We start from the raw sequence: 15915 nt of genomic DNA on the forward strand, positions 1-15915 counted from the left end.
GGGTGCGCTGACCCCCGTGGGCTAGGGTCGGGCGCGTGATCGACATCGTGGCGTCCGGGGTCCTCTTCGACATGGACGGGACCCTCGTCGACTCGACCGCGGTGGTCGAGGCGACCTGGACCCGGTTCGGCCACGCGAACGGCATCGACCCCGACGAGATCCTCGCGTTCTCGCACGGGCGGCAGGCGATCGACACCCTGCGGCGCTTCCTCCCCGATCTGCCCCTGGCCGAGCAGCAGCGGATCGCGGCGGAGCTCGTCGCCGAGGAGACCGCGAGCACCGAGGGCATCCTCGAGATCCCCGGCGCCGTCGCCTTCGTGCAGCGACTCGTCGAACTCGGTGTCCCGGTGGCCCTCGTGACGAGCGCGCCGCGTGACCTCGCCGCGGGCCGGATGGCGGCCGCCGGGTTCGCCGTGCCCGAGGCCTTCGTGCCCTCGGAGGACGTCGAGCACGGCAAGCCCCACCCCGACGGCTACCTGCGCGGAGCTGCCCTGCTCGGCGTCGACCCGACCGACTGTGTGGCGTTCGAGGACGCCCCGGCCGGGCTGGAGTCCGCCATCGCCTCGGGCGCGACCACGGTCGTCGTCGGTCCGCTCGAGCACCCGGTGACGGCCGGCCTGCACCGGGTCCACGGGTACGACGGCCTGACCGTCGAGCGCGACGGCGACGCCTTCCGCATCCGCGGCTGAGCGCGGCGCCCGGCCTGCGCGCCCGCCGATCTGCCGCCGGTCAGGACACCCCGCCCGGCCCGCGCCGAGTGGTCAGGAACCGTCGGCTGCGCCGCCGCCAGCCGACACTTCGTGACCACCCGGCGGACGTGAGCGGGGTGTTGCGACCGTCCGAGTGGACCCCCGAGCCGCCCCTGGAGGCCTGCCCAGCCGACCCCGACGACCCTCGGGTGTGCGGCCGGAACGACCGGGCCGCGGAAGGAGCGATCATGGCAACCCTCGACGGCAAGAAGGTCCTCGTCATCACGACGAACTACGGCGTGGAGCAGGACGAGATCGTCGTCCCCACCGAGCAGCTGCGTGAGCGCGGTGCCTCGGTGACCGTGGCGGCGAAGGAGACCGGCACGATCCAGACGCTGGTCGGCGACAAGGACCCGGGGCAGACGCTCGAGCCGGACACCACCATCGCCGGTGTCGACGCGAAGGACTTCGACGCCCTCGTGATCCCCGGCGGCACGATCAACGCGGACACGCTGCGCCAGGAGTCCCGCGCGGCGACGCTCGTGCAGGCCTTCGCCGAGGCGAGCAAGCCGGTCGCGGCGATCTGCCACGGCCCGTGGACCCTCGTCGAGGCGGGCGTGCTGTCCGGCAAGACCGTCACCTCGTTCCCGTCGCTGCAGACGGACCTGCGCAACGCCGGTGCCGAGTGGGTCGACCAGGAGGTCCAGGTCGACGGCGGCTTCATCACCTCCCGCACCCCGGACGACCTGCCGGCGTTCGTCGACGCGATCGAGAGCGCCCTCACCGCCTGAGCACTGTGCCGCAGGGCGTCTCGCCGCCCGGCGCCAGCGTCAGCCGAGCGCCACGGGGCGGGCCGTGCGGAGCACCGCAGGTCCGAGGGTGAGCACACCGTCGGACTCCGGATCGCACCGCACGCCGCCCCGGCCGCGCATCGCCCGGAACGCCCCGGGGGCCACCTCGTGGTCCATCCAGGCGCAGGGGTTCGCCGCCCGGTAGCCACGGAACCGGACCGCACGACCGAGGGCGCCGCTGCTGTCGCCACCGGGAAGCACACTCTCCAGCGAGAACGGCTCGCCCCGCAGCGCCTCGACGTCGGCACCGCGGAGGAACACGTTCCGCCGGGTCGCAGCGGGGTCGACGGTTGCCCCGATCGCCTCGCCGACGGCCTCGAGACCCTCCATGCCGATCACCGTGACCGAGGCGTGCACGTGCGCCCGTGCCGCGAAGTACCGGTCGCCGACGACGCCCAGCCCGGCCCGCAGTTCGATCCGGTCGCGTGACTCGTCCGGATCGTCCGCGCCCACCGGCAGCGCGCCGTCGGCCGGGCGTCCCTCGTACCGGTGCCGCGGCGAGACGAGCAGCAGCGCGACCTCGACCTCGGTCCGGAACGGCAGGTCGTCGAGACCGGCCACGTCGTCTGCGGAAGTCACCCGGTCAACGCTAGCCGGGCCTCCCGGCCGTGCGCTGCTCCGTCCGATTCCCGCCAGTCGACGTCGGCGGCGCATGTCAGGCTGAGTCCATGACCACCCCGGACACCGACGCGCAGCCCGACGCGCTGCACGCCGAGCGGCACCGCGCCGTCGCCTCCCGCGACGCGCGCTTCGACGGCCAGTTCGTCACCGCTGTGCACTCCACCGGCATCTACTGCCGGCCCAGCTGCCCGGCCCGCACGCCGAGGGTCTCCGGCGTCACCTTCTACCGCACGAGCGCCGCAGCGCACCTGGCCGGCTTCCGCGCCTGCAAGCGCTGCCTGCCCGAGGCGACCCCCGGCAGCCCCGAGTGGGACCTGCGCGAGGACGTCGCCGGCCGGGCGATGCGACTCGTCCTCGACGGTGTCGTCGAGCGCGACGGCGTCCCCGGGCTCGCCGCGCGCGTGGGCTACTCGGAGCGGCAGCTCAACCGCATCATGACGGCCGAGCTGGGCGCCGGGCCGAAGGCGCTCAGCCGGGCGCACCGGGCGCAGACCGCGCGGACCCTGCTCACCTCGTCCGACCTGCCCGTCGCCGACGTCGCGTTCGCCGCGGGGTTCGCCAGCGTCCGACAGTTCAACGACACCGTGCGCGAGGTCTTCGCCGTCACTCCAACGGAGCTCCGCGCACGCCGGTCCGGGCGAGGCGACGGTGCCACGGACGGCGGCGACGGCGCACTGCACGTCCACCTGCCGGCCCGGGCGCCGTTCGACGCGCAGGGCCTGCTCGACTGGCACGCGCTGCACGCCCTGCCGGGCACGGAGCAGGTGGACACCGACCCCACGGGCCGGGTCACGTCGTACGGGCGGCTGGTCGGCCTGCCTGGAGGCCCGGGCTGGTTCAGCGCGTCGGCAGCCGTCCCCGACGTGGCCGGGCGGGGCACCGGGATCGACCTGCGCGTGCGGGTCACCGACCTCTCCGACCTGCCCGCGCTCGTGGCGCGGGTGCGTGCGCTGTTCGACCTCGACGCCGACCCGGTCGCCGTCGACGCCGTCCTCGGAGCCGTGCCCGAGCTCGCCGGACCCGTCGCACGGGTGCCCGGCCTCCGGCTCCCCGGCGCGGTGGACGCGCACGAGATCGTGTTCCGCACCCTGATCGGACAGCAGGTCTCGGTGGCCGCGGCGCGCACGGCGCAGACCCGGCTCGTGGCCGCACTCGGCGCGACGGTGCCGGACGCCATCCGGCCCGGCGGACTGCTGTTCCCGTCCGCGGTCGCGATCGCCGAACGCGGGCACGAGGTGCTGCGCGGTCCCGCCGCCCGCGTCGACACGATCCTGCGGGTGGCTGCGGCGCTCGCCGACGGGTCCCTGGTGGTGGACGGTGGGCAGTCCCTCGGTGACCTGCGCGACGGACTCCTCGCGGTGAAGGGCATCGGGCCGTGGACCGCCGACTACGTCGCGCTGCGGGTCCGGCACCACCCCGACATCTTCCTCCACAGCGACCTCGCCGTGCGGAACGGTGCACAGGAACTCGGGCTGCCCGGAACGGCGCGCGAGCTCTCCCTATGGTCGGAGCAGGTGGCCCCCTGGCGGAGCTACCTCACGATGCACTGCTGGCGACCGATCATCGACCGCGCGATGACCGCGACCGCCGGCGCCCGTGCAGCCCGTGCCCCCGAGGACCCCCGGAAGGACGACCGATGACCGACGCAACCATCCAGACCCTGGACACCCCTGACGGGGCGTTCACCGTGCTCGAAGACGCCGAGGGCAGGGTCCTCGCGTCCGGGTGGACCGACTCCGTCGAGCGGATCCTCGCCCGTCTGGCCGACCGCCACCGCCCCGACCGGGTGCTCGACGGCGTGGTCGCCTCGGCCGACGCGGTCGACGCCTTCTACTCGGGCGAGGTCGAGCACGCCATGCAGGTGCCCGTGCGCCAGTTCGGCACCGAGCTCTTCACCGAGGGGTGGCGCCAGCTCCGCCGGATCCCCGCCGGCGGCACCCTGACCTACACCGGGTTCGCGGCGGCGATGGGCCGGCCCGACGCCGTGCGCGCGGCGGCGAGCGTGTGCGCCCGGAACGCTCCCGCGCTCTTCGTCCCGTGCCACCGGGTGCTGCGCTCGGACGGCACGCTCGGGGGCTTCGCGTGGGGGCTCGACGTCAAACGGTCCCTGCTCGAACGGGAGTCAGTGGGCACCACGGCACTCGTCTGACTTGTACAAAACGATCTAGAATGTACAGGTGAGCGAAGTGTCGATCTCCGAAGCCCGTGGCCGTCTGGCGTCGATCATCGACGACGCCCGGCACGAACCCGTCTACCTGACCCGGCGCAACAAGCGCGTCGCCGCCGTGGTCGACGCGGCCGTCCTCGACCGGTTGCTCGAGGCGGCGGAGGACCTGGACGACCTGGTCGCCTACGACGAAGCCGTTGCGGAGAGTGCCCGCATCGGTGGCGAGAACGTCAAGTGGGACGACCTCAAGCGCGAACTCGGTCTCGGGTGACGTACTCGGTCGAGGTCATCCCGGCCGCGCAACGCGTCATCCGCAAGCTCCCGCTCGACGGGCGACGGCGGATCGAGGGGCTCCTCGCGATCCTCGCCGAGCACCCCCGGCCACCCGCCGCACGCAAGCTCGTGAACCGGCCCGGGTGGCGGGTCCGCTCGGGGGACTACCGGCTGATCTACCGGATCGACGACGGCAAGCTCATCGTGGTGGTCGTCGATGCCGGGCACCGGCGCGAGGTCTACCGGGATCGCTGACCGTCCGGCGCCCGGGCGGCGGGGTTCTGCCCCTGGAAGCGGGGGGAGACACGGACTCCCACGCCTGCGACACTCGGAGGACCGGTAATCCGCACGGTCCCCTCCGAGGCCCGACGCATCGCCGTCGACAGCCCGCAAAGGACCCCATGCTCCCTCCAGTCGACCGAACGGTCGTCTCCTCCGACGGCACCACCATCGCCGTCTCCGAGGCAGGGGACGGGCCGGCGGTCGTCGTCGTGGGCGGTGCCTTCGACCACCGAGGGACCCCGTACCTCGACCGCGTGGTCGCCGAGCTCGGCTCGACCCACCGCGTGGTGACCTACGACCGCCGTGGTCGCGGTGCCAGCGGTGACTCCGCGACGTGGGCCATCGAGCGCGAGGTCGACGACCTGCGGGCCGTCGTCGAGAGCATCGGCGCACCGACCACCGCCGTCGGCATCTGCGTCGGCGCCGGTGTCGTGCTGCACGGGCTCGCCACCGGACTGCCGGTCGACGGCGCCGTCCTGTGGGAACCGCCGTACCGCGCCTCGGTCGACCCGCACGCCGACGACGTCGTGTTCGCCGACCTGCTCGACGAACACGTCGGTGCCGGCCGCCGCGCCCAGGCCGTCCGCGGGTTCCTGACCCAGGTGCTCGGGGTCCCGATGGGCCAGGTCACGGCACTGCGGCTCAAGGGGTCGCTCTGGCGCTCCCTGGTCGTCGACGCCCACGTGCTCAGCCGCGAGGTCCGCGTGCTGAACGGCCTCGCCGTGCCCGAGCGGGTCGCTGCCGCCGTGGGTGTGCCGGTGCTTGTCGGCGCCGGTGGCGACGGACTCGAGTGGATGCGCCGTGCGGCCCGCGCCGTGGTCGACGCCGTCCCGGGCTCGGAGTACGCCGAGGTGCCCGGGCAGGGACACGTCCCCGCCCCGGCGGCCCTCGGAACCCTGATCGACCGCGTCCGGAGCCGGATCGTCTCGCCCAGCAGCTGACTGCGAGAGGATGGGCGGGTGAACGCACCCCGCCTCGGTCTCCTGCTCGACGTCGACGGGCCCATCGCCAGCCCGGTCTCCCGCACCATCGCGATCCCGAGCATCGTCGCGGACCTCGTCGCGCTCGCCGCCGAGGGCATCCCGATCGTCTTCAACACCGGCCGTAGCGACGCGTTCATCCGCTCCGAGGTCGTCGGTCCGCTGCTCGCCGGTGGCCTCGCCGAGGGTGGCCGGGTCCACGCGGTCTGCGAGAAGGGCGCCGTGTGGTGCTCGATCGGTCCGCAGTACGACGGCGGCATGGGCGAACTGACGGTCGCCGAGGACCTCGCCCTGCCGCGGGACTACGCCGACGAGATGCGCGAGCTGGTCCGCGACGAGTACGCCGACCTGGTGTTCTTCGACGAGACGAAGCGCGCCATGGTGTCGATCGAGCAGCGCGTCGAGGTGCCGAACGCCACCTACCTGGCCCGCCAGCCGGAGTTCGACGCGAAGGCCATGGCCGCGCTCGAGCGTCGCGGGCTCGGTGTCCGCCGACTCGACGACGTCCGACCCGACGCCGACGGCGCCGTGCAGTGGCGCATCGACCCCACGATCATCTCGACCGACGTCGAGTCCGACCGCAGCGGCAAGGACCTGGGCGCCGAACGCTCGCTCGAGCTCCTCGGGCAGGACGGCGAGCTCCCGGTCACCTGGCGCACCGTGGGGGACTCCCGCAGCGACTACGCCATGGCGGACTGGCTGCACGCCCACGGCCACGAGGTCGCGCACGTCGACGTCCGTCCCGCCGACGGGGTGCCGGCCACGCCGTACCCGGTGCTCACCGCGCCCGACGGCGTGATCCACGACGAGGCCGGAGCCCGGTTCCTGGCGGACTGGCGCGCGGGCCGCTGACGCGAGCACAACCGCATCCCGCTGACGCGGCCGCAACCGCGCCCCGCTGACGCGACCGCGGCCCTGGACGCACCCATCGGCTGGCCGAGCGGTACGCGCCGGACCCCCGCCGCGCCTCCCGGCCGTCGCCGGACCGGCCCACCGTCCGGGCGGACGCTTTGCGTGACACAGTGGTACACCAGTACCCTTCCGAGGTCCGCCGCCAGCCGATGACGGGATCCACCCCATGGCAACGAAGCTCCGCATCAAGTCGATCGAGGCCTCCCTGGCCGACTCCGAGGAGCAGGGCAGGTCCCTGAAACGCTCCCTGAAGACGTTCGACATCGCCGCGATGGGGATCGCGGTCGCCGTCGGCGCCGGCATCTTCTCGGTCGGCGCGAACGCCGCCGCGAACTTCGCCGGGCCCGGCGTCATCATCTCCTTCCTGCTCGCCGCCGTCACCTGCGGCCTGGCGATCATGTGCTACGCCGAGTTCGCGTCGACGATCCCCGTCGCCGGCTCCGCGTACACGTTCACCTACGCCACGATGGGTGAGCTGCTCGCCTGGATCGTGGGCTGGGACCTCATCCTCGAGACCCTCACGGCCAGCGCCGTGATCGCGAAGTACTGGGGCATCTACCTCAGCGAAGCGTTCAAGGTGTTCGGCGTCGACCTGCCGAGCACGATCCAGCTCGGCCCGATCCCCTTCACCTGGGGTCCGGTGCTCATCGTCGGGATCTTCACGGTGCTCCTCGCCTTCGGCACGCGCCTGTCGTCGCGGGTGTCGGCGGTCATCACCGTCATCAAGGTCGCGATCGTCGTGTTCGTCATCGTCGCCGGTGCGTTCTTCGTCAAGGCCGCGAACTTCACCCCGTTCATCCCGCCGGCCGAGCCCGCCAAGGGGGCCGAGGGCAGCGTCTGGACGCAGTCGCTCGTGTCCTGGTTCACCGGTGCCGAGCCCGCCCAGTACGGCGTCTTCGGCCTGCTCGCCGCGGCGTCCCTGGTGTTCTTCGCCTTCATCGGCTTCGACGTCGTCGCCACGAGCGCGGAGGAGACCGAGAATCCGCAGAAGACCCTGCCGCGCGGCATCTTCATCGGCCTCGGCATCGTGACCCTGCTCTACGTCGGCGTCAGCATCGTCATCACCGGCATGGTCTCGTACCAGCGCCTGGCCGAGGAGGACACACCGTCCCTGGCGTCGGCGTTCAACATCGTCGGGCTGCCGTGGGCCGCCGGCATCATCGCCATCGGCTCCCTGATCGGGCTGACCACCGTCGTCATGGTGCTGCTGCTCGGGCTGTCCCGCATCGTCTTCTCGATGAGCCGCGACGGCCTGCTGCCCCGCTGGTTCTCGAAGACCAACCCGAAGACGCAGACCCCGGTGCGCGTGCAGGTCGTCGCCGGTGTCGTCGTGGCGCTGCTGGCCGGGTTCACGGCGGTCGACAAGCTCGAGGGCATGATCAACATCGGCACGCTGTCCGCGTTCGTCCTGGTGTCGATCGGCATCGTCGTGCTGCGTCGGTCGCGGCCCGACGCACCGCGGGCCTTCCGGGTGCCGTGGTCGCCCGTGCTGCCGATCATCTCGGCGGTGCTGTGCTTCTGGCTGATGCTGAACCTCGAGGTCGAGACATGGCTCCGGTTCGTCGTCTGGCTGGCCATCGGCTTCGTCATCTACTTCGGCTACAGCCGTCGCCACAGCCGCGTCGGCCAGCGCATGCAGTAGGGCGGCTCCGCGGGTCGGCCTGGCCCGCACAACACCGGTGTTCGCACGTTGCACACCCGCAGACCGCGGCGCGACGTGTGGACACCGGTGTTTTGCATCCACCGCCCGCCCGCCCGCCGCGCCGCCCGGGCGCCGCCGCTACGCGCCGACGAGCAGGAGCACACCGAACGCGAGCATCACGACGGCGACCAGCCCGTCGAACACCCGCCAGGTCAGCGGCTTCTCGAACAGCGGCCGCAGCAGGCGTCCGCCGAACCCGAGGGCCCCGAACCACAGGCAGCTCGCCGCGACGGCACCGATCGTCCAGAGCCACCGGTCGTCCGCACCCTGCTGGTTCGCCACCGACCCGAGGAACACCAGCGTGTCCAGGTAGACGTGCGGGTTCGCCCACGTGAAGACGAGCATGGTCAGCACGGCCGTCCGCATGGTCACCACCTGGCCGGGAGGCGCGGCACGCGTCCGCCCCGCCGCCACCGTCGTGCCGGTGGTCGCGTCCACCGCCGCGTCCACCCCCGCGCCCGCGTCCGCGCTGGCGCCCACCACACCGTCGTCGGCCGCCTCGTCAGCGACCCGCATCGCGTCCCCCGAGGGCCGCAGCGCACGCCGCGCCGCGAGCACCCCGTACGTGAGCAGGAACGCGGCACCGATGAACCGGATCACCAGGAGCGCCACGGGGAACCGCTCGACCACGGCGCCGACCCCGAGCACCCCGGCGACGATGAGCAGCGCATCCGAGACCGCGCACACCACGACCGCCGCGGCCACCACCCGGAGTCCTGCGCTGACCGCGAGCCGGAGCAGGTACGTGTTCTGCACACCGATCGCGACGATCAGTGCGAGGCCGGTGCCGAGGCCGGAGAGCAGGGGCAGGAGCGAGGTCACGATCTGACGCTAGGGCCGGGTGCCGGTGTAGTACAGCTCATGTTCCTGCAGCGCCGTAAGCTCAGCTGCATGACCCGGTTCCAGCGCGAGCACCTCGAGACGCTGCTCGCCGCCGTCGACCACGGCACGCTCGACGCGGCGGCCCGTGCGCTGGCGATCACCCCGTCGGCGGTCTCGCAGCGGATCAAGTCGATGGAGCAGCAGGTCGGTCGGGTCCTGCTCCAGCGCACCACCCCGGTGCGCCCGACCGCGGACGGCGCAGTGGTGCTCCGGCACGCACGGCAGGTCCGGCTGCTCGACGAGGAGACCTCCCGAGCGCTCGGCGGTGGATCGTCGGTGGTGCCGTCGATCCCGCTGGCCGTGAACGCCGACTCGCTCGGCACCTGGTTCCTCGACGCCCTCGCCCTCGTCCGGGCCGACACCGAGGTGGTCTTCGACCTGCACCGCGAGGACCAGGACCGCACCGCCGAGCTGCTCCGCGCCGGCACGGTGATGGGCGCCGTGACGGCCGAGGCAGACCCGGTGCAGGGCTGCTCGTCGGTGCCACTCGGCATCGACCGGTACCGGGCGGTGGCGTCCCCGGCGTTCGTCGCCCGCTACCTCGGCGACACCGGCACCGAGCGGCGGATGCTCCGGCGGCTCGACGAGGTCCCGCTCGTCGACTACGACCGCGACGACGACCTGCAGCAGGGGTACCTGCGGCAGGTCCTGGGCCACGCTCCCGGCGGCCCGCGTCACTTCGTCCCGACCTCCGCCGACTTCGCCCGTGCGGTCACGCTCGGGTTCGGGTGGGGGCTGCTGCCCGAGGCACAGTGCCTCGAGGCGATCGCCAGCGGCGTCCTGGTCGAGCTGGCCCCGGGTCGGCACGCCGACGTGGCGCTGTGGTGGCAGCGCTGGAACCTGGCGTCACCCCTGCTCGAACGGGTCACCGACGCCGTCCGTGCGACCGCGTCGTCGCGACTGCACCCCGCGCGACAGCGTCAAGACTGACAGCGCGGACACCAGTACGTGTCGCGCAGGGTGAGTTCCGAGTCGCCGAGTTCGCCGTGCCGGATCGGTGTCCCGCACCGCAGACACGGCTTGCCGGCACGGCCGTAGACCCAGAACCGTCGCCCGGGGCGGTCGACGCCGGTCGTGACGCGGGCGCTGCGGTCGCGGTTCGCCAGGATCAGTCGGCTCGCGAGCGTGATCGTCCGCGCCGGGTCCGGCACCTGCCCGACCGGACGCGTCGGCAGCACCCCGCGCAGGAAGCAGAGTTCGTTCCGGTACACGTTGCCGAGCCCGGCCAGCACCCGCTGGTCGAGCAGTGCCAGCCCGACCGGGCGCTCGGGGTCCTCGGTCAGGTTGGCGAGCGCGAGGTCGGCGTCCCAGTCGGGGCCGAGCAGGTCCGGCCCGAGGTGTCCGACGACCTCGGACTCCTGGTCGCGCGGCACGACCTCGAGCACCCCGAGGGCGAAGCCGACGGTGGAGACCCCCTCGGCGTCCAGGATCGCCCGGGCCTGGTGCGCCGGACGTCGCCAGCGGTCACCGGGCGCGTAGACGTCCCACCGGCCCTCCATCTTCAGGTGCGAGTGCACGGTCAGGTCGCCGATGCGGTGCAGCAGGTGCTTGCCGCGGGGGACGACCTCGTCGACGGTGCGGCCGACCAGGTCGAGCGTCGCGAACGCGGGGACCCGGAAGTCGCTCTTCGTCAGGACCTTGCCCGCCAGCGCGGTGTGCAGGCGGCGGGCAGCCCGGTAGACGGTGTCGCCTTCAGGCACGGGTCACCTCCGGCACGTGGTCGCTGCACTGCCGGGAGGCGCGGCTCGCCTCACACACGGAGCCGCAGCCCCTGCGGGGTCGCCGTGAACCCCGCGGCCCGGAGCGCGCCGCCGAGCGGCGTCTCGAGCACGAAGTCCCCGTCGACCCGCTCGACCGAGAGCTTCCGCAGCCCGGTCCGGACGATGCCGGCGATCGAGGCGGCGGCGGCAGCGAGGTCGGCGGCGTCGTCGGTGAAGGTCAGCACCGACTTGCCGCCGCGCTCCACGTACACGGTGAGCTTGCCGTCGACGGTCGTGACGAGGGCACCCGCCTTGCGCCCGGGCCGGTGGCCCCGAGCGGTCTTCGCGCCGCTGCCGACCGCGGTCTCAGGCGGGGCGGCTCCGCTGTCGTCGGCCACGAGACCGGGGTCGGCGTCGCCCGTCGGCCACGGCAGCGAGGCCCCGAACGGGTTCGCCGGGTCGGTCGCGGCGAGCGTGAGCGCCTCGCGCTTCCGGTCCGGGTCGTCGCGCTCGTCGTCGCCGAGTTCGCGGGCGTAGGTGCGCAGCCGGTCGACGGTCGGGCCGGTGGCGAACTGGGCGGCACCGAGCCCCTCGACGAAGTACCCGCGACGAGCCCGGCCGGACTCCTCGAACCGCGAGAGCACCCGGTACACCCCGGCGAAGCCACCGCGGACACCTTCGACCTGCACGGCACCGCGGGTGACGACGCCGTAGCGTTCGAGCAGCTGTTCGGCGGTCGCGGCGGCCCGAACGGTCGAGTCGGACTCGGCCAGCGGCAGGAGCGACCAGCGACCCCCGACGGACGGCGGCCCGGACTGCGTCGGCATGGTCGGACGCCGACGGCCGCGGTAGGCCCGAGCCCGCGGGGCGCTCGAGCTCTTCGCCTTGCCGCCGAGCATCGAGCGCAGCGGGGCGAACGTGTCGTTCGTGATCTGCCCGGCCCAGACCAGGTCCCACAGCGCGGTGGTGAGCGCCTGGTCGTCGCTGCTGCCCACGGCCTGGCCCAGCTGCCGGAAGAAGTACGCGCCACCGCCGGCCAGGGCGCCGAGCACGTCCCGCTGCAGTTCGGTCGTCTCGTCCCCGGAGGGCTCGGCGAGCGTCGTCGCCGCGGTGTCGGCCAGGTGCAGGCGCACCCAGCCGTCGTTGCCCGGCAGGGTGCCCCCGCCGGACCACAGGACCTCGCCGGTGGCGGTGAGTTCGTCGAGCATGCTCGTCGAGTAGTCGGTGACGCGCGACGGCAGTACCAGGGTCTCCCAGGCGCTGGCGGGCAGGGCGACCCCGGCGAGCTGGTCGATCACCTGCAGGACGCCGTCGACGCCACGGAGCCCGCCGCGGGTCCCCGGTGTCTGCACGTGCTGCCACGCGGGCAGGAAGCGGGCGAGGGTGTCCGGCGAGACCGGTTCGACCTCGTGCCGCAGCGCTGCGAGTGACTTCGTGCGGATCCGTCGCAGGACCTCGGCGTCGCACCACTCGGCACCCTGGCGGTCGGGTCGGAACTCGCCCTCCACCACCCGGCGGTCGGCGACGAGTCGGCGCAGGGTGTCCTGCACGACGGCGATGCCCAGCCCGAGGCGACCGGCGGCCTCCTGCGCGGAGAACGGCCCGTGCGACCGGGCGTAGCGGCCGATCAGGTCGCCGAGGGGGTTGGCCACGGGCTCGACGAACGCCGTCGGCACACCGATCGGCAGCGGGACCCCGAGGGCGTCGCGCAGGCGGGCGGCGTCCTCGATCACGGCCCAGCGCGTCGCCCCGGCGTGCGAGAACGAGAGCACCCGGCGGTCGCGCTCCAACACCTGGAGTGTGCTGCGCAGTTCGGCGGTGGCCGCTGGACGGTCGGCGGCGTCGGCGAGCCAGCTCCGGTCGACCGCTTCGTCGAGGTCGAGCGCGCCGACGAGCCGCAGCACGTCCACGAGTCCCTCGGCGTCACGGGCACGGCGGTCCGGCGACAGCCGCTGCAGGTCGCGCTCCACCGAGGTGATGACCGCCGGGTCGAGCAGCTCGCGCAGCTCCGCACGTCCGAGCAGCTCGCCGAGCAGGGTCGAGTCGAGCGACAGGGCCGCTGCCCGGCGTTCGGCGAGCGGGGTGTCCCCCTCGTACATGAAGGCCGCGACGTACCCGAACAGGATCGACCGGGCGAACGGCGACGGCTGCTCGGTCTCCGTCTCGACCAGGCGGATCCGGCGTCCGGCGATGTCGTCGGCGATCCCGAGCAGCGCGGGCACGTCGTAGACGTCCTGCAGCACCTCGCGCACGGTCTCGAGCACGATCGGGAACGTCGGGTACTTCTGCGCGACCTCGAGCAGCTGCGAGGCCCGCTGCCGCTGCTGCCAGAGCGGCGACCGCTGCCCGGGGTTCCGTCGGGGCAGCAGCAGGGCGCGCGCCGCACATTCACGGAACCGCGCGGCGAACAGCGCCGAGCCGCCGACCTCATCGGTGACCAGGGCCTCGAGGTCGTCGCGCTCGAACACGAACAGGTCGGCACCCGGCGGTTCGGCGTCGGTCTCCGGGATGCGGACGACGATGCCGTCGTCGGCCGCCATCGCGTCGCCGTCGATGCCGTGCCGTTCGCGCAGCCGTGCGGCGACGGCCAGGGCCCACGGCGCGTGCACCTGCATGCCGTAGGGCGAGTGCAGGATGAGCCGCCAGTCCCCGAGCTCGTCTCGGAACCGCTCGATGACGAGCGTGGTGTCGTTCGGCACGTGACCGGTGGCCGCGCGCTGGTCGCGCAGGAAGGTCAGCAGGTTGGTGATCGCGCGCTCGTCCAGTCCACCGGCGGCGACGCGGGCGCGGGCGTCGTCGTCCGAGGCGCCCTCGACCTCGCGCACGAACGCACCGGTCGCCCGCCCGAGCTCGGCGGGCCGGCCGATGCCGTCGCCCTTCCAGAACGGCACGCGTCCGGGCTGCCCGAACGCCGGGCTCACGACGACGCGGTCGTGGGTGATCTCCTCGATCCGCCAGCTCGTCGCACCGAGGGCGAAGACGTCGCCCACACGCGACTCGTAGACCATCTCCTCGTCGAGCTCGCCGACGCGGGACGCCTTCTCGCCGACCATGAAGACGCCGAACATGCCGCGGTCGGGGATCGTCCCGCCGCTCGTCACCGCGAGTCGCTGCGCACCGGGGCGCCCGGTCAGGGTGCCGTGCACGCGGTCCCAGACCAGCCGTGGCCGGAGTTCGGCGAACTCGTCGCTCGGGTACCGGCCCGTGACCAGGTCGAGCGTCGCCTCGAACGCCGATCGGGGCAGGCCGCTGAACGGGGCGCTCCGCCGCACGAGCTCGAACCAGTGCTCGACGTCGAGGGTGTCGATCGCCCCGGCCGCCACGGTGTGCTGCGCCAGGACGTCGAGCGGGTTCGCCGGCACCGAGATCGACTCGATCTGGCCCGTGACCATCCGCTCGACCGTGACCGCGCTGTTGACCAGGTCAGCCCGGTGCTTCGGGAACAGCACGCCTCGGGAGATCTCGCCCACCTGGTGGCCGGCACGACCGACGCGCTGCAGGCCGCTCGCGACCGAGGGCGGCGCCTCGACCTGGACGACCAGGTCGACCTCGCCCATGTCGATGCCGAGCTCGAGTGAACTCGTCGCGACGACGCACCGCAGCCGACCGGACTTCAGGTCGTCCTCGATGATCGCGCGCTGGTCCTTCGACACGGAGCCGTGGTGTGCGCGGGCGAGCACCGGGACGGAGGCGTCCGAGCCCCCGCCGCCGGTCTGCCCGGACCCGCCGATCAGCTGCGCCGGCGGGCGCTTGGCCCCCTGGGGTGCGACGGCGTGCGCCGAGGTGCGGGCCGGTGACTGCGGTCGGCCCTGCGCCACGGGCAGGCCGTCGTCGTCCGGGGACGCACCCGCCGGCACCAGCACGCCGTCACCGGCGGCGGCGAGCACGCGTTCCTCGTGGATCTCGTTGAGCCGAGCCGTGAGTCGTTCGGCCAGCCGCCGCGAGTTCGCGAACACGATGGTCGAGCGGTGTTCCTCGATCAGGTCGACGACACGTTCTTCGACGTGCGGCCAGATCGACCCGTTCGTCGGCGACTCGGACGCGTCCGCACCCACCGGCGGCGCCCCGAGCTCGGTCATGTCGTCGACGGGCACGACGACCCGCAGGTCGAAGGTCTTCTGCGCGGGCGGCGCGATGATCGTCACCGGTGCACGGCCGCCGAGGAACCGCGCGACCTCTTCCGGCGGGCGGACGGTCGCGGACAGCCCGATGCGCTGCACCGGCTTGTCGAGCAGGTCGTCGAGGCGCTCGAGCGACACGGCCAGGTGTGCGCCGCGCTTGGTCGAGGCGACCGCGTGGACCTCGTCCACGATGACCGTGTCGACGTTCACCAGGGTCTCGCGCGCCTGCGAGGTGAGCATCAGGTAGAGCGACTCGGGCGTGGTGATGAGGATGTCCGGCGGCTGGCGCAGGAGCTTCTGGCGGTCGGACGACGCGGTGTCACCGCTGCGCACCCCGACCGTGACGTCCGGCGGTTCGGTGCCGAGGCGCCGAGCTGTCTGGGTGATGCCGACGAGCGGGCTCCGGAGGTTGCGCTCGACGTCGACGCCGAGGGCCTTGAGCGGCGAGACGTAGAGCACGCGCGTGCGCTGCTTCGCCGGTGGACGGTCCGTCGCGCTGATGAGCCGGTCGATCGACCACAGGAACGACGCCAGGGTCTTGCCGGAGCCGGTCGGGGCGATCACGAGTGCGTGCTGCCCGGTTGAGATGGCGTCCCACGCCCCGGCCTGCGCCGGTGTCGGTGCATCGAAGGCGCCGCGGAACCACTCGGTGGTCGCGGGGGAGAAGCGCTCGAAGACGTCCGTCATGGTCCGTCCCATCCTGCCCGCCACCACCGACAGCAGGCCGAGCGCACG

At 73.2% G+C, this 15915-nt stretch carries 14 protein-coding genes; 10 read left to right on the plus strand and 4 right to left on the minus strand.

The window, feature by feature from the left end:
• Nucleotides 1-35 precede the first annotated feature (35 nt).
• Both DEJ12_RS02530 and DEJ12_RS02535 read left to right on the plus strand, forming a co-directional pair.
• Nucleotides 36-689, plus strand: coding sequence for an HAD-IA family hydrolase (locus DEJ12_RS02530; RefSeq protein WP_111028938.1), 654 nt, complete (start codon nt 36-38; stop codon nt 687-689).
• Between the two features lie 248 nt (nt 690-937).
• Nucleotides 938-1480, plus strand: coding sequence for a type 1 glutamine amidotransferase domain-containing protein (locus DEJ12_RS02535; RefSeq protein ID WP_027466778.1), 543 nt, complete (start codon nt 938-940; stop codon nt 1478-1480).
• 39 nt (nt 1481-1519) lie between these two features.
• Here DEJ12_RS02535 and DEJ12_RS02540 read toward each other — a convergent pair whose 3' ends face one another.
• Nucleotides 1520-2119: a molybdenum cofactor biosysynthesis protein gene (locus tag DEJ12_RS02540; protein ID WP_258370449.1), complete on the minus strand. Its 600-nt coding sequence runs from the start codon at nt 2117-2119 to the stop codon at nt 1520-1522.
• Nucleotides 2120-2208: 89 nt separating this feature from the next.
• On the opposite strand from DEJ12_RS02540, the gene DEJ12_RS02545 reads away from it, so the two are divergent.
• From DEJ12_RS02545 to DEJ12_RS02575, 7 genes are all read left to right on the plus strand, one after another.
• Nucleotides 2209-3801 carry an AlkA N-terminal domain-containing protein gene (locus tag DEJ12_RS02545; RefSeq protein WP_111028940.1) on the plus strand — a complete coding sequence of 531 codons (1593 nt, stop codon included), beginning with the start codon at nt 2209-2211 and terminating at the stop codon, nt 3799-3801.
• Nucleotides 3798-4310, plus strand: coding sequence for a methylated-DNA--[protein]-cysteine S-methyltransferase (locus DEJ12_RS02550; RefSeq protein ID WP_111028941.1), 513 nt, complete (start codon nt 3798-3800; stop codon nt 4308-4310). The genes DEJ12_RS02545 and DEJ12_RS02550 overlap by 4 nt, the downstream gene beginning before the upstream one ends.
• Nucleotides 4311-4338: 28 nt before the next feature.
• Nucleotides 4339-4599 (plus strand): type II toxin-antitoxin system Phd/YefM family antitoxin, encoded by a 261-nt coding sequence (locus DEJ12_RS02555; protein ID WP_027466775.1) that lies wholly within the window; start codon nt 4339-4341, stop codon nt 4597-4599.
• Nucleotides 4596-4856, plus strand: a complete 261-nt coding sequence (locus DEJ12_RS02560; RefSeq protein ID WP_111028942.1) for a type II toxin-antitoxin system RelE/ParE family toxin — start codon at nt 4596-4598, stop codon at nt 4854-4856. The genes DEJ12_RS02555 and DEJ12_RS02560 overlap by 4 nt, the downstream gene beginning before the upstream one ends.
• Nucleotides 4857-5002: 146 nt before the next feature.
• Complete coding sequence (locus DEJ12_RS02565) at nt 5003-5824, plus strand: alpha/beta fold hydrolase (RefSeq protein ID WP_111028943.1); 822 nt, start codon at nt 5003-5005, stop codon at nt 5822-5824.
• 18 nt (nt 5825-5842) lie between these two features.
• Entirely contained in the window at nt 5843-6715 is an 873-nt protein-coding gene (locus DEJ12_RS02570; RefSeq protein WP_110859458.1) for a hypothetical protein, read from the plus strand.
• A 226-nt stretch (nt 6716-6941) separates the two neighbouring features.
• On the plus strand, nt 6942-8417 hold the full coding sequence (locus DEJ12_RS02575) for an APC family permease (protein ID WP_110863247.1): 1476 nt from the start codon (nt 6942-6944) through the stop codon (nt 8415-8417).
• A 138-nt stretch (nt 8418-8555) separates the two neighbouring features.
• Here the strand turns inward: DEJ12_RS02575 and DEJ12_RS02580 are convergent, their stop codons facing one another.
• Nucleotides 8556-9299, minus strand: a complete 744-nt coding sequence (locus DEJ12_RS02580) for a LysE/ArgO family amino acid transporter (protein WP_220034764.1) — start codon at nt 9297-9299, stop codon at nt 8556-8558.
• Between the two features lie 69 nt (nt 9300-9368).
• On the opposite strand from DEJ12_RS02580, the gene DEJ12_RS02585 reads away from it, so the two are divergent.
• Nucleotides 9369-10289, plus strand: coding sequence for a LysR family transcriptional regulator ArgP (locus DEJ12_RS02585; RefSeq protein ID WP_111029101.1), 921 nt, complete (start codon nt 9369-9371; stop codon nt 10287-10289).
• On the opposite strand, the gene DEJ12_RS02590 is transcribed toward DEJ12_RS02585, so the two are convergent.
• Together DEJ12_RS02590 and DEJ12_RS02595 are read right to left on the minus strand one after the other, a co-directional pair.
• Entirely contained in the window at nt 10280-11059 is a 780-nt protein-coding gene (locus DEJ12_RS02590; protein WP_111028945.1) for an Fpg/Nei family DNA glycosylase, read from the minus strand. The two genes, DEJ12_RS02585 and DEJ12_RS02590, sit on opposite strands and share 10 nt — an antisense overlap.
• Nucleotides 11060-11109: 50 nt before the next feature.
• Complete coding sequence (locus DEJ12_RS02595) at nt 11110-15867, minus strand: DEAD/DEAH box helicase (RefSeq protein ID WP_111028946.1); 4758 nt, start codon at nt 15865-15867, stop codon at nt 11110-11112.
• Between the last annotated feature and the right edge of the window lie 48 nt (nt 15868-15915).

It is taken from the genome of Curtobacterium sp. MCLR17_059, assembly GCF_003234665.1.
Classification (GTDB): domain Bacteria; phylum Actinomycetota; class Actinomycetes; order Actinomycetales; family Microbacteriaceae; genus Curtobacterium; species Curtobacterium flaccumfaciens.